Origin of the sequence: Bacillus sp. RIT 809 (assembly GCF_016892495.1) — a bacterium.
Classification (GTDB): Bacteria; Bacillota; Bacilli; order Bacillales; family Bacillaceae_G; genus Bacillus_A; species Bacillus_A cereus_U.
In genome coordinates this window covers 1-14,571 of record NZ_JAFEMR010000017.1, presented here as the reverse complement: position 1 = coordinate 14,571, position 14,571 = coordinate 1, and the positions used below count along the sequence as shown (strand labels likewise).

Sequence of the window (14,571 nt, the reverse complement as noted above, 5' to 3'; positions counted from 1 at the left end):
TCACTTTATTTTTCTTAGTGCTCCGCATTCCATTCACTTAAATACGTTGCATATTCTAATTCATCTGGATCATCATATAACATAGAAATAAACTCTAATTTATTTCCATCACAATCCAGAAAATATACGCTTGCAGCTGGCATCCACCTTTGGACAATTGGCTCTTGATTTCCTTTACCCTGACTTCCTACCACCTCTATTTCACGATTCTCTAACCACAATTTAGAAATCTTTAAAAACTCTAAATCTACACGAAAAGCGAAGTGTTTCGTCTCAAAATCTTCATTCGTATGTACTTCCCATAATCCGAGCATTTGTTTTTTATTTTCTCCTATCCAAAAGAACACAACTCGTCTTTTCGATAGTTTTTTTGCTAATACTAAACCTAACTTATTTTGATAGAAATCTATCGCCTTTTCTAAATTTCTAACATGTAAATGCGTTTCGTATATGCTCTGTATCATTCTACTTGTTCCTTTCTTTGTTGGCTGAGTAGTTACTGTAATTCTATATTTGAAGTATGTATAACCGTTGTAATGTATCTCCATTTCCAATATACCTATTTACTATTCTATCGAAATTGAAATATGATATATCCAACTGAGGTAGTAAATTCAAATAAAATTTCTACTACTTTTGTAGGTGGCATCTCCAATACATTCAGATGAAATCATGTTAAATAATAAAAAAACGCTATTCTTTTAGTAAGAATAGCGTTTTTTACTCTTGGGGATAGTTAATATTTTTAAACGCCCCCTATACAACAAACCATCCAACTCAAACGAATTGGATGGCTCTATACCATAAAGAAAATCTGTTATTTGATTACTTCAATTTCCCCTCAAAAACAATTTTTCTACCACACGGTTCAACTTCTGTTTTCCCGTCTTTCTTCACTTCATGAAAGATTGGCTCTTCCATGCGACGAGACGGTGCATATCCTTCTTGTTCCATACGTGCTAAACAGTCTGTAATTGTTTCGTTTTCTAGTACTTCAAATTTCTTTTTATTAGGTTGTTTTGTCATGCCCTAACCTACTTTCTATTTTTCTTGATGCGAATTGATTCTTCATGTAAATAATATATAACATTGCGAGAATACCCATTATAATCATAACCGCAATAAAAAAGCTTGTATACTGTATTTTTTCTATAAATACGCCTCCTAATACAGGGCCCATAATACTTCCTATACTAAAGGCGATTCCGGATAATATATTACCTGCTGGTAGTAAGTGCCTCGGTAATAAATCTGTCATAAATCCAAGACCTAATGAGAAGCACGAGCCAATGACCATACCAGCTAAAAGCATACAGGCAAAGACGATCCAGTAATATTGATCAAATACTGCTGCAAGTAGGAAAATGCCAGTACTTACGCTGAACATCCACGTTAAAATACGATCTCTTCCGTATTTATCACTTAACATACCGAGCGGGATTTGTGTAATAATACCTCCAACTGCGAATGCTGGTAATAAGAAGGAAACTTCCGCTACAGACCATCCTTTGCGAAGTGCGTATACTGGCAAATTACTATTTAACATCGCTTCAAGTACACCGTATGCAAGCGGACCAATTAACGCAATCCACGCTAATCCAACGACTTGTTTATAACGAGAAAAGGATGATTCACTTTCAGTTTTCGCCTCATCTTGTGCTGGAAATGCATTTTTCGTTGGTAGTAGTAAAAGCCAACCTATTAAGCAAAGTATAGTAGATACGATAAATGGTGTTGCAAGACCGTACTGAACAGTGCTTGCTAAATACGGACCAACTGCGAAACCAATTCCGAAGAATACACCGTATATCGATACTTGTCTACCTATTTTACTAGGATCTGACGTTGTCGTAATCCATGTTTGCGTTCCGACATGGAGCATATGATCTCCAACACCAACTAGGAACCTAAGAATAAACCATACCCAAAATGAAAAAGTTTGTGTAAAAAAGAATAATGAAATAATAACGAGAAACCCACCAATTACGATAATTGGTTTCATTCCAAACTTTTGCATCGGTTTTTCAAGAAACGGTGAAATAAATAATATCCCGATGTATAATGCCGTTGCATGAATACCGTTAATACTTGAACTAACCCCTTCTTGTTCAAAAATCATTGCAATGGCAGGTAAGAGCATACCTTGTGATAAACCTGAGATTGCCACAATCCCAACCATAATCCAAAAAGTAAAACGCATCGACATCCTTTTCCCTCTCTTTCTCACGCTTTCCACTTTTCATTATAAACGGTTTCTTTACATGCGTGTACGAATATCGGCAATAAAAAAGAAGCTAAAAGAATCAACCTTTTAGCTTCTTATCCTTCCCAAACTTGTGCTTTCACATGGTAATGAAAATGTTTAAAATATGGATTTTCATAAAATGATGGTCCATATAAGTAGTAATGTGCATGGGCGATTGGTACTTGCTGCACTTGCATATACATCGGATCAATAATAATTTTTATATATTGATGATCATTATATGGCGAATGATACATTAAAAATGGATTATGCATTGACTCTCTCCCCTTATACATACAAATGCTATAGTATATGCAAGTTTTATATTTTGGGAATTATTTATTGTCTAACCAATCCTCTACATGCTGTATAAACACATCTAAACAATCAATAAACGGTGAATGCCCGCAGTCTTCTAACACCTTCAACTCCGCATTTGGCAAATGTTTCGCTAATTCCTCACCAACTACTTGTGGTACGACGTAGTCGCGGTCACCTTGTATGACGAGTGTTGGGGCTTGAATACGGTGAATATGTCCATTTCCTCGTACAACACCATTATGTTCATCTGAAATATTAAATGTAACTAATGAATAGTTCACATCAACGAAATTGCGCTGCGTTAACATATCATCTAAATACTTTTCATAACGATCCGGTTCAGGTTGATTATGTGTATATATTAATAGATTCCATACTGTACGGTAATATACTTTATTCATATTTTTTATTGCATCTAGTACAGGGGCAATTTGCACTGGATCTTGCCCAATTTCTTCTTTCGTTTTTAATAAACTCGATACGATTGGTTGCCCGTTAATATCTTTTTTAAATATCGGGTATCCTTTCATCCCTACCGATTCTACTAATATTAGTTTTTCTACAAAAGTTGGATGGCTCGCTGTAAACTCCATCGCAACACCGCCGCCCATTGACCATCCCATTAATGAAAATTTCTTTACATTTAATTTATCTATAAAAAGTTTCACATCTTCCGTAAAGTCTTGCAAAGAATCTATCGGCTTATTATACGTTGATTGTCCAAATCCTCTTAAATCAATTGCGTAAATATGATATTGCTTTTGTAGTTTCTCAATAACTAAATCAAAGTGTTGTGACGATGTCATATTTCCATGAATGAGCACGAGTATTTCTTCATTTTGCCTTCCAACTTCTTGATATGCAATCGTTTCTCCGTTCGATAGTGAAACATACTCCATTGTTGCAGGCTTAATCATCGCAAGTTCCCCCATTCTTTTAATAGAAAGAAAATTCTTTACCTAATTAAAGAATACCATACAGAATGTACGTTCGCAATATAAAATCTATACGAAATTTCCACATAAAACTGCATGTCTATTACTAGACAGTTATTATAAAAAAGTATATAGTTAGCTAGGTAACTAATTTGAAAGGATCCAAATACATGGACGAAAAACAACATTTTTTCCACATTGTCAGTCAAACTTCTCGTAAGTTTACGAAGAAATTTAATGAACGTGTATCTCCAACAGGATTATTTAGTGCGCAATGGGCTGTTATTTTCCGCATTAATCAAACTGGATCTTGTACTCAAACAGAATTATGTCAGTATTTAAATGTTGAATCACCAACGATGACCCGCACGTTAACACGTATGGAAACGATGGGCTGGATTATTCGTACGGAAGGAAAAGATCGCCGTGAGAAGCTCATTTCCTTATCGGAAACAGCAATAGAAATGATTCCAGTATGGCAAGAAGAAGTTGATTCCTTTGAAGAAAAGACGCTAGAAGGTATTAAAGAAGAAGACTTACATGAAGCTTTTCAATTGTTACAACAAATTATCAAAAATTTAGATCATTAATATGGAGGGATGACGATGCAAAGTGAAAAACTTTGGACGAAGGATTTCCTCGGAACTTGTTTTAGTAGTCTGTTTCTCTTTTTAACATTTTACATGCTTATGACTACTCTGCCTGTCTATGTTATAGACAGCCTAAAAGGAAAACCTGAGGAAATTGGTTTAGTTGCAACTGTTTTTCTTATTTCATCTGTTTTATGTAGACCATTCACAGGAAAATGGCTCGATGATTTAGGAAGAAAGAAAATATTATTTATTTCACTTTCACTATTTTTAGCCGCTACTGTTATGTATTTCGGTACGCAAAGTTTATTTTTATTACTTGCCCTTCGCTTCTTACATGGTATTGGATTCGGAATGGCAACGACAGCAACTGGAACAATTGTAACTGATGTAGCACCAGCTCATAGACGCGGTGAAGCACTTGCTTATTACGGCGTATTTATGAGTCTACCGATGGTAATTGGTCCTTTTTTAGGTTTAACAATTATTTCTCATTTTTCATTTACTATACTATTTATCGTTTGTTCCGTATTTTCATTACTCGCATTTTTATTAGGATTACTAGTCGATATTCCGCATGAAGCACCAGTAAACAAACAAAAACGAGAAAAAATGAAATGGAAAGACTTAATTGAACCATCTTCTATTCCAATCGCTCTGACAGGATTTGTTTTAGCCTTTTCTTATAGTGGCATTTTATCCTTTATTCCTATTTATGCGAAAGAACTCGGTTTAAGTGAAATTGCAAGTTACTTCTTTATTTTATACGCACTTGTTGTGGTCATTTCTCGTCCATTTACAGGAAAAATATTTGATCGTTTCGGTGAAAATGTACTTATTTATCCAGCTATCATTATTTTCACAATTGGGATGTTCATTTTAAGCCAAGCGCAAACTTCATTTTGGTTCCTTGGCTCAGGTATGTTAATCGGTTTAGGATACGGAACATTAATTCCAAGTTTCCAAACGATTGCAATTTCTGCCGCTCCAAACCATCGACGTGGTTCTGCGACAGCTACTTACTTCTCGTTCTTTGATAGCGGCATTGGCTTTGGTTCTTTCATTTTAGGTATAGTCGCTGCCAAATCAAGTTATCATAATATGTATTTTATCGCAGCTATTATCGTTGCGTTCACTTTACTTCTTTATTATGGATTACACGGACGAAAACAAAAATTCAAGAAACAAAGTACAGATGGACAAATCTCTGCTTAACGTTCATAAGGAAAGTAAACTTACCCGTTTACTTTCCTTATTTTGTATTTCTTTTAAGACGAGCGTATACTTATAATAGAAACTAAAGGAGGTACATACATGAATGTAAAGAAATCTCCCCTGCTATTACTGTTACTAGTATTACTATTCGTAGTTACAGGGCTTGGATTTACTTTTTTTAAACATAATAAAACGACCCCCACTAAAGATACTGTCACAAAAGAAAACTGGTTAGACGATCCTTACTTACGCTGGTCGTATACACATATGAAAGAATTTACTTTAATTAATGAAGTAAAAAACAATCCTGGCCAAGTTGCTCCCTTCCCTACCGCGTTACAAAACTTAGACGATTTTGCTGTGGAGCGTAGATTTGGAAATACAACTCCTCTAAAAAAACTTTTAGACGAAAACAAAACAGACGCTTTTGTCGTTGTACATAATGGCCAACTTGTTTATGAGCGATATTTCAATGGATATAACGGGAGTGATCCTCATGGAATGGCATCATTAGCAAAGGTGTTTACTGGTGCAATCATACAATCTCTCGCTGAAGAAAATCTTATTGATGTAGAGAAAACAGCTGACACTTACATAAAAGAATTAAAAAATACACCGTTTGGTAAAGCAACACTTCAGCAATTACTGGACATGCAAGTTTCTGCTGAATACCCTACTCACGGATATATGCAGCTAGGACTAGAAAATCAAGATGCACAACTATATTTAGCTAGTAATATTTTACCCCGAGGTAAAAATTACGAGGGGCCTATGAAAATTTATGATATGTTACTAGAGGCAGAAGAAACTGCACCGCCTGGCTCCGCTTTTTCTTACAATAACGGCTCAAGTGAAACACTCGCTTGGATTATCCGAACAATCACTGACAAATCATTAGCGGAAAATGTAAGCGAGCAAATTTGGTCTCAAATTGGTATGGAAGAAGACGCTTATTACGTTACAGATGAAACAAAAGTAGAACAAGCAAGCGCTGGTTTAAATGCAACTGCTAGAGATATGGCGAAGTTCGGGCAATTACTTTTAAATAATGGTCAATATAACGGAAAACAAATCGTCCCTTCTTCTATTACAGAAGGTGTAAAAAATGTAAAAGAAGGCGAACTCGCAATTGGCAGCGGCGCTTCAATTTCTTATCATAATCAATGGTGGATTCCGCATAATGAACAAGATGCTTTCGAAGTGTTAGGCAGTTACGGACAAACTCTTTACATCGATCCGACAGCAAATATGGTAATCGTCCACTTCTCTTCTAACGCTGCGCCTAGTAATGAAATCCATTCGGTTTATTCCGATATGTATGTTGATATTGCACATCATTTGGAGAAGCTTCCGCGGTAGTGGAGGCTTTTTCATTTACACAAATCCTATTCCAGTTAGTAGGAGTTTCCGAAAGGATTACTATTTGAACCACGCCTAAACCACATTTATATTGATAATATTTTAGTAATTTGAAAACACTAGTGCTTAGGAAAGGAGGGATTGTGAATGTCTGTGAAAAAGCTATTAACTGGATTAATCATTTCACTCGCGATGATTGTAGTGATGACTACTTTAGGTTCACTCCGTGTATTTGCCGAATCCGACGCTGTGAGACAGCCTATTGAGGTTGAATTGAATGATGATTACTTTAATCCGAGTATCATTACTGTTCCGGTTGGGAAAACGACAACGTTGCTATTGAAAAACAAAGGAAATAGAGAACATACCTTTACCGTGAAAAAACTCGGAATTGATGCCGAAGTTCCGTCAGGAAAAGAAATAACAATTACCGTAAAACCTGAAACTCCCGGTACATATGAACTTATATGTCGGTTCCACTACTTGAAAGGAATGGATGGGAAAGTAATAGTCAAATGACATGCAGTACCAACCCTTACTTTTTTATGAAGTGAAACTTAAATTCGCGGGGGGTGTCTATCCCCCCGCAAATTATGAGCTCTCACCAATCAGTTTTTACATACAGCATAAAGTCATTACATTTTCGTAGCGTACGCAATTTGTGTTTTGTTGGTACTACCCTATTCCAGGGAATGTATCATTATTTATTCCAAAACAAGATGGAGTATATTTAATTGAGGCAAGTATAGGGGTTACAGTTGACACAACTGAACCAACCTTTACAATAGGATTAATTATTTTTCTTAACAGTAGTCCTATTCAAGCAAAAAATAACCTTATAAATAGTAATGCCATAAATATTGACTTTATCTAAATCAACCTATTACTCTCAAAATTATATAGAAAAGTATACATTGAAAACACCATATATAAAAAGATTTAAAGACTCCAAAATATAAAACTCAGGTCTTTCTTTCTATAAATCTTATTAGTATAAAATATCATTTGTTAATTTACATATACAATATATAAAGGGAATATACCTTATAAAAACATCTCCTATTAATAAAATACTGATAATTATAGATTATTGTCTGTAGTACATTAACAAACCTCAATAAATAAATTTCAAAAACTAGTATACATGCTCATACATAAATGAAAAAAACGAATATATTGACATTGAATGGTTTTAAAAATCTAAAGTAATTTCAAAAAGGAGATTAGATAATATGAGCGAACAATGTCCAATTAATGTACCTTGTCAGGTAAATGGACAAACTCAAACACCATTAAGTGATGCAGCTGCAACACCAATTACTACTCCAGGAGCACCGATTGTAAAGGTACCAGTTGTATTAGCAGAAAGAACGATTCAAATTGTTGTAGAATCTGATATTTCATTAGATCCTCCAGCAGTTGAAATTAAACGTATCTTAAAAAATGCATTTTTAACACAATGTAAGTTAGTTCCTGTAGCATTTACTCCAGTACCAGGTACAAATTATCGCCGAGTTACAAGAGCAAAATTATTTGTACAAGGATATATTCGTAAAAATATTGAATATGCAAATGATGAGTGTAATGGAGTGCTATATGACCGTATTGCAAATGTTCCATTTTCTGGTTTTGCTGATTTAACGGCTGGTGATTTTCTATCACAAGCTTTAGTAGCTGCTTCTTCAGATACTACTTCTCACTTTATTAATCCTAATAACGGTGATTTACCACGTTTAGACAAATACTTCTTCGAAAATACAGTTTTTTATAACGAACAACCATATTGCGAATTAGTCAGCGCTCAATTTTTCGAATTAGACTTTTCCCCTTGTCCAACAGAATTAAACGAGCCATTTGAGACTCTTCGTGAAAAAATTGTACTAGATCTTACTTTAAAAGTTTTACAAGTACAACAAGTACGAGTAGACCCAGTGAATTAAATGAGCCATTTGAAACTTTTCGTGAAAAAATTGTACTAGATCTTACTTTAAAAGTTTTACAAGTACAACAAGTACGAGTATAAACCAAAGAGGCACTCATTTTGAGTGCTTCTTTATTTTATAAATTTGTAAATAAGAGAACTTCTTATTGTTCAAAATTAATCTACTGAAAGAGAACACCAATGCCCGTTTTGGTGTTCTTGAACAAGAAAATTATAAAGTAAAGTAAAGTAAAATGAAATAAGTGAGCGAAACCTATTCCAATGCTACAATATATGCCTGACTAACATTTATAGTGCTAAAAATTAAATATCATCATTAATAAAAGATAAAAAGCAAAATTCTCTTTACCATTTGTAAAAAAGAAAATTTTGATGTATTGTCGTAAAAAAAGACACCCAAAGGTGCCTCCCTCCGACTTGAACCACTTTAATTTTAATAATATGTATTGGACTCCCATCCGAATATTATTTTACCATGTTAAGTAATATTTTGGTACCGCCAGCATTTTTGAAAAAAAACACGCTAAGCAAAAAAATACAATAAGCCGCCCATATGGACAGCTCATTTACATAATTCTCGTTCTCGGAAGTTCTACACTTTATGTTCGGGATGGAAATCTAATGAGTTAGTTCAGATTACGAAGGTCAGGCGTAGTGTTTTAATATAGAGTTGGAGTCGGAGGAGAACAATGGAAGGAAACAATATCGTTTATAGCAACCGAATAATGATTCCATCTTCCGCCGAAAAACCTATAGCCATAAACTCTTTCGTGTCCAACAGTCGTCAAAAAAAACCAGAAATTGTCTCCGTTTCTAAGCGACAGATACGTGAACCGAAATAAACAATTTTGAAGACCCCAAGGACTCTGGGCATAGAGTGGCATTTGTCGTATATATACCATGATTCGAGGTTCACTCCTTATTGAAATTAGACTTATAACTAATTTTATGCTCAGGGTCAAAGCTTAGATTGGATGTATGCCTAGTAGCCTACTTAAATTCAATTTTGAATGTATATAGTATACATGTCAGGTTTACATAACGTAACATTATAGGTAGTCAATAATGAATAGAATTTTCGTTATTGGGGATTTTGATTCTTTAGGTTGATAGCGATGGGGTAGTACCACATGCCCATCAAGCTAAAATTTTATAGTACCCCCAGAACGAAATTTTGTACTAACTAGTAACAAAAAAGCTCATTTTTTCGTTTTGGGTTATTTGCTTTTCTTAACTTGACGGCGATGTGGTACTACCCCACATCCATCAACTTAAGGATTTAGACTATTCTTAAACTTAAAAGCACGTTACTATTCTCTTATGTTAATGAGAAAGGGTGACGTGCTTTTTATGAATATGCATCAAAAACAAGAGCTGTCTTTATTTGCCGAAGAGTTATATCGATATATGTCTCCCGCTACACTTAATCAATTAGCTATAGAAGCAGGTGGAATGAAACGAAAACGTAAGTGCCATGGGCACCATTTTTTATCTTTGTGTGTATGGTTAAATCAACAAATCGCTACAACCTCTCTTACTCAACTTTGTAGTCAATTAGAAACTTCAACAGGAATTTTATTAAGTCCTGAGGGACTGAATCGACGATTTAACTCGGCTTCTGTAGCCTTCTTTCGAAATGTATTTACTACACTTCTACAAGCTAAAATTGGAGGATCATCTACAATTTCTCATTCTCTTTCTGCTTACTTTGAGCGGATTCGCATCCTTGATTCTACAACCTTTCAAGTTCCAGATCGATTCGCAGCTACTTATCCTGGTGCCGGAGGCTGTAGTCATACAGCTGGTGTGAAAATTCAATTAGAGTATGACTTGTTGAGTGGAGAGTTTTCTGATGTGAAAATTGAACCAGGAAAACGAAGTGATCAGGCATATGGGGCGACTCGAATGGACATGACACAAAAGAATGAACTATATATTCGTGACTTAGGGTATTTTCGTTTACAAGACTTTAAATCGATCCAAGATAAGGAAGGGTATTATTTATCGCGTCTTAAATTACCAACTAAAATATATAGAAAAGAATTCGAAACAGTGGTATTTAAAACAAAACCTGCTCAATTGAGACCGGTATATATACAAATTCATTTGGAAGACATCATGAACCAATTACAACCTGGCCAAGTGTATGAATTACATGATGTATATGTAGGGAGCAAAGACAAACTACCCACTCGCATTGTGGTTTATAGATGTACAGAGGAGCAAAAACAGAAACGTCTACATGATCGAGCTATTCGTGAAAAGAAAAAAGGGATTACATATACAGAGCGTACGAAACTTTTACAAGGAATTACGGTATATATGACAAACATTCCTACGGAATGGGTACCGAAAGAGAAAATCTATGATTTATATTCACTGCGTTGGCAAATTGAGCTGTTATTTAAAATATGGAAATCTTGGTTTCGAATTCATCGTTGTAAATCTATTAAACAAGAGCGATTAGAATGCCACCTTTATGGACAACTCATTAGTATCCTATTATGTTCTTCTACTATGTTTAAAATGAGAGAACTCCTGTTACGTAAGAAACAGAAAGAACTAAGTGAATATAAAGCGATGTACATAATTAAAGATTATTTCTTACTTTTTCATCAAGCACTACATAAAAACACCCAAGAATTATCAAAGATTCTCCTTCGTCTGTTTAACCTCCTACAGCGAAACGGAAGAAAATCTCACAGATATGAGAAAAAAACAGTCTTTGATATTTTAGGTGTTGTGTATGAGTATACCACTTCTGCCCATCAGGTAGCATAGCGAAAAATTTGAAACCCGTCAGGGTTTATTTGATGTGCCTACTTTTATAACATCTATAAAAGATAATAAAAAACTACGTGGAAAGACCGCATTTTGTATAAAAATATACGTTAAGTTGATGGATGTGTGGTACTACCCCATTATGCAAAAGGTAAAAATCGAAATCTAATATATGAAAAATAATAATTCCTTATTCAACTAACGCATGCATTAGTTGAACAACCTAAGGCTGCTTCGGTAGCCATTTTTTTGTACCAACTGGCAGTTTAGTTTTCAATATGTGAAAAGGGATTTCTAAGTGATTAATTGAATATATATTTATTGTTTACTAATTTTTAGGAGGTCCCTTTATGGGAGATAGGCTTTACTGTATTGCTACATATCAAGTTCTTAATGAAGAAAGACTAGGAGCTTCGCACGGTTCTATAATAACTTATAGTGATGCTGTGACAGGATCTCCTGTTAGTGAGCTAGGGTATTTTTTAATTTATTTATTATAGTAACGTAACCGAAGAGGTTGATATGGTGACATATCAACAAACTGAGGTGGTACACTCTCGTCCTCAAGAATTATTTCCTTGGGGTGAAAGTTTTTTTATTACGTCATAATTTAAAGTTTTTGAGAGGAGAAATTATATGAATCCTATTTTATTAGATGTTCCGTTACAAATAGAAACAGACAGACTAATTCTTCGAGCGCCACTTCAAGCGGATGACGGGAATGTCGTATACCAAGCTATTAAGGATTCAATTAATGAGTTAAAACAATGGTTGCTTTTATTCCAGTCAATTCCTACTGTTGAAGAAACGGAAATTATCCTAAGAAATGCCCATATAGATTTTTTGAAAAGAGAAAGCTTTCGCTATCTTATCTATCATAAGGATACTAATGATTTTATTGGAACTGCTAGCCTTCACGGAATTAATTGGAAGATTTCTAAATGTGAAATTGGATACTGGATTAACACGCAATTTAGTGGCAATGGATATATGACAGAAGCAGTAAGTGAGTTAACAAACCTTGGATTTCAGTTACTCAAATTTAGAAGGATTGAAATACGATGTGAATCTAATAACACTAAAAGTCGTACGATCCCTGAAAAATTAGGTTTTGAGCTTGAAGGGATATTACGTAATGAAGATCTTTCAGCTGACAGTAAAAAACTAACTGATACCTGCATCTATGCAAAGGTAAATTAGATTAAAATTTTAATACTCAATTGAGTCTGTGTACATAGTTTATTCCCCTTCTAATCCGTTATTGTGATTTGTTTAGAACTATAGTACATCAATATGTTTAAAATGAAATGTACTGAAATGGTATATTCTATTAAAACAAGAAGATTTACTTCTCATAATAATAATGTCAGTATTATATACAAATGTTACAATCATTTTATAAATAAATTACTTTATGAAGTTATAAAATTAGGACCGTACATATTAGACATATCTAAAATGTACGGTCCTTTTGTTTACTAGTGGTTCACTTATCTAACCTAAAGATAAGTATGTGGTCCTTTTACAATTTGAATTTCTTTTTAAGCTTCTTATATTTTCTATATGAACGTCTAACAATGTTTAACATGAAATACGGTATTTTAACAGGGAAAGGCAATTTATAAATGAACGGCAAGTAAAATGTAAAATATGCCTTTTCTAGGTCTCTCCACTTACTATCTTCTTTTGTTTTTAAGAAATCAGATACATCGACTACATATCCCCTTCCGTTTTCCATCATCACATTTTTCCCGTGAACATCACAAGGAGTTAATCCTTGCTCCCTTGCATACTCTATAGCTTCATTGATATCCAGGATTACCTGCTTCGGAATTTTAATCCCCTTATGAATAGCATCGTATAAGGTAATTTCTTTTAAACGTTTCAATACTATGAAATTTCCCCCTTTATATATAAGCTTCGAATAAGAAGGATGATTTCCGATTCTTCGGTATACTTCTGACTCTTTTTCAATTCCTTCTCCTTCTCGCGCGTAAACTTTCACTACCCAATCTTTGTATTCTTTGTGCATAAATACTGCGGCATAATTACCTGTCCCTAAACACTTCCAAAGTCTAGGAATATCTTTAACTACTACAGGCTCGAATTCATCCTCACTTCTTATGCTTACCTCTTTTAATAATTCGTCCTTTATCAATCCCACAAAACTATTTATACTCATCATTCCCACTCCGGTTTTGCTAAAAGGGGTACTACCCCATACCCATCAAGTTAAAAAGTACCTTCTTCCCTAATACGAAAAAATGAGCAGACTTCACTAAGTAACTAACTTTAGAGAAATAAATTTTTCATTTAGGGGGGTACTTCAAAACCTTAAAATGGATATTCTACGCAAATATATACTATTGATACAATAAGTTATGTTAACTTCACATGATTATATTATACAAAAACTCAGCAAATACCGTTACAAAAAGTGTACAATCCATATCTACTCTCTCTAAATAGTTTATTGCGAATCTATTTTAAGGAGATCAGTAAATGGCATATTATGTAGGCTTAAATATATTTGTTGCCCCAAGTGCTAATAGTAGTAATGATAGACTTGCTCAAATGTTTATAGGAGCTCAAGACTATTGATTTGCCTATACCAATGAAGAGTATTCCGCAGATAAAATTGACTGTTTTAATCCAGATACTCAAGGAGTTAACGAATGGATTGGATTATTTTTTGTCGGAGGAAATAGATTAGCAGATGGAGAAAGCTCTGGATGCACTTCGTATGTACCGATTGTTCAGAATGGTGAAATAACTGATTTTCAAGCTAATATTGTTGTCACTGATGAAGCAGATCATTTGTTACTTGCTCATGAAATCGGACATGCATTATTTGCTAGAATGGTAGGAAACAATATAGAAAGCACAGCACCTTGTTGTCCAAATGATCCTACAGGTCATAGTAACGAAGAAAATGATCTAATGCTTCCGATAGTACCAGCAATTCCTAATCCTATTCTCACACAAGAAGAGGTAGAAAAAGCTCTGCAAAGTCCTAAAGCTTTTTATGTTCAATAATTAATAGAAAAAAGAGGACAAGAAAATTCTTACATCACAATTCCCCCCCATTTCTCTACTTATCAAGTAACATTAATAAATGAGGTGCCGTCACATTTTCATAAATCTAAGGTTACACACTATTCATTAAACAAAAAAGACCGTATC

Annotated in this window: 15 protein-coding genes and 1 pseudogene; 10 read left to right on the top strand and 6 right to left on the bottom strand. The window is 34.3% G+C overall.

The features are described from left to right. Nucleotides 1-14: 14 nt before the first annotated feature. The 5 genes from JTF23_RS18330 to phaZ form a co-directional block, all read right to left on the bottom strand. The gene (locus JTF23_RS18330) at nt 15-464 is read right to left on the bottom strand and encodes a VOC family protein (RefSeq protein WP_088099284.1); all 450 of its coding nucleotides are present in this window, start codon (nt 462-464) and stop codon (nt 15-17) included. A gap of 361 nt (nt 465-825) precedes the next feature. Continuing rightward, nucleotides 826-1,026 carry an NETI motif-containing protein gene (locus JTF23_RS18325; RefSeq protein WP_000166302.1) on the bottom strand — a complete coding sequence of 67 codons (201 nt, stop codon included), beginning with the start codon at nt 1,024-1,026 and terminating at the stop codon, nt 826-828. Then, a complete protein-coding gene (locus tag JTF23_RS18320) occupies nt 1,010-2,206 on the bottom strand; it encodes an MFS transporter (protein ID WP_002161146.1) in 1,197 nt (398 codons plus the stop codon). Before JTF23_RS18320 ends, JTF23_RS18325 begins: the two co-directional genes overlap by 17 nt. A gap of 113 nt (nt 2,207-2,319) precedes the next feature. Beyond that, complete coding sequence (locus tag JTF23_RS18315; RefSeq protein WP_133059509.1) at nt 2,320-2,520, bottom strand: hypothetical protein; 201 nt, start codon at nt 2,518-2,520, stop codon at nt 2,320-2,322. A 60-nt stretch (nt 2,521-2,580) separates the two neighbouring features. Further along, entirely contained in the window at nt 2,581-3,483 is a 903-nt protein-coding gene (gene phaZ, locus JTF23_RS18310) for an intracellular short-chain-length polyhydroxyalkanoate depolymerase (RefSeq protein WP_204209358.1), read from the bottom strand. A 188-nt stretch (nt 3,484-3,671) separates the two neighbouring features. Between phaZ and JTF23_RS18305 the strand changes: the two genes are divergently transcribed. The 9 genes and pseudogenes from JTF23_RS18305 to JTF23_RS18270 all read left to right on the top strand — a co-directional run bounded on the left by JTF23_RS18305 (nt 3,672) and on the right by JTF23_RS18270 (nt 12,588). Beyond that, a complete protein-coding gene (locus tag JTF23_RS18305; RefSeq protein ID WP_002013810.1) occupies nt 3,672-4,091 on the top strand; it encodes a MarR family winged helix-turn-helix transcriptional regulator in 420 nt (139 codons plus the stop codon). Between the two features lie 15 nt (nt 4,092-4,106). Then, nucleotides 4,107-5,306 (top strand): MFS transporter, encoded by a 1,200-nt coding sequence (locus tag JTF23_RS18300; protein WP_204209357.1) that lies wholly within the window; start codon nt 4,107-4,109, stop codon nt 5,304-5,306. A gap of 99 nt (nt 5,307-5,405) precedes the next feature. Continuing rightward, nucleotides 5,406-6,665, top strand: a complete 1,260-nt coding sequence (locus tag JTF23_RS18295; protein ID WP_204209356.1) for a serine hydrolase domain-containing protein — start codon at nt 5,406-5,408, stop codon at nt 6,663-6,665. A gap of 147 nt (nt 6,666-6,812) precedes the next feature. Then, entirely contained in the window at nt 6,813-7,184 is a 372-nt protein-coding gene (locus tag JTF23_RS18290; RefSeq protein WP_204209355.1) for a cupredoxin domain-containing protein, read from the top strand. 713 nt (nt 7,185-7,897) lie between these two features. Then, nucleotides 7,898-8,605, top strand: coding sequence for a CsxC family protein (locus JTF23_RS18285; protein ID WP_204209354.1), 708 nt, complete (start codon nt 7,898-7,900; stop codon nt 8,603-8,605). Next, nucleotides 8,593-8,688, top strand: a pseudogene (locus JTF23_RS28500) (CsxC family protein); the annotation flags it as partial. The gene JTF23_RS18285 and the pseudogene JTF23_RS28500, both read left to right, overlap by 13 nt. 1,269 nt (nt 8,689-9,957) lie before the next feature. Then, nucleotides 9,958-11,388 carry an IS4-like element ISBce2 family transposase gene (locus JTF23_RS18280; RefSeq protein ID WP_080019313.1) on the top strand — a complete coding sequence of 477 codons (1,431 nt, stop codon included), beginning with the start codon at nt 9,958-9,960 and terminating at the stop codon, nt 11,386-11,388. A 350-nt stretch (nt 11,389-11,738) separates the two neighbouring features. Then, nucleotides 11,739-11,888 carry a hypothetical protein gene (locus JTF23_RS18275; RefSeq protein ID WP_204209353.1) on the top strand — a complete coding sequence of 50 codons (150 nt, stop codon included), beginning with the start codon at nt 11,739-11,741 and terminating at the stop codon, nt 11,886-11,888. Between the two features lie 136 nt (nt 11,889-12,024). Next, complete coding sequence (locus JTF23_RS18270) at nt 12,025-12,588, top strand: GNAT family N-acetyltransferase (protein ID WP_204209352.1); 564 nt, start codon at nt 12,025-12,027, stop codon at nt 12,586-12,588. A 322-nt stretch (nt 12,589-12,910) separates the two neighbouring features. On the opposite strand, the gene JTF23_RS18265 is transcribed toward JTF23_RS18270, so the two are convergent. After that, nucleotides 12,911-13,570: a protein kinase family protein gene (locus JTF23_RS18265; protein ID WP_033716704.1), complete on the bottom strand. Its 660-nt coding sequence runs from the start codon at nt 13,568-13,570 to the stop codon at nt 12,911-12,913. A 635-nt stretch (nt 13,571-14,205) separates the two neighbouring features. Between JTF23_RS18265 and JTF23_RS18260 the strand changes: the two genes are divergently transcribed. Then, entirely contained in the window at nt 14,206-14,424 is a 219-nt protein-coding gene (locus JTF23_RS18260; RefSeq protein WP_016105459.1) for a zinc metalloprotease, read from the top strand. The last annotated feature ends 147 nt before the right edge of the window (nt 14,425-14,571 follow it).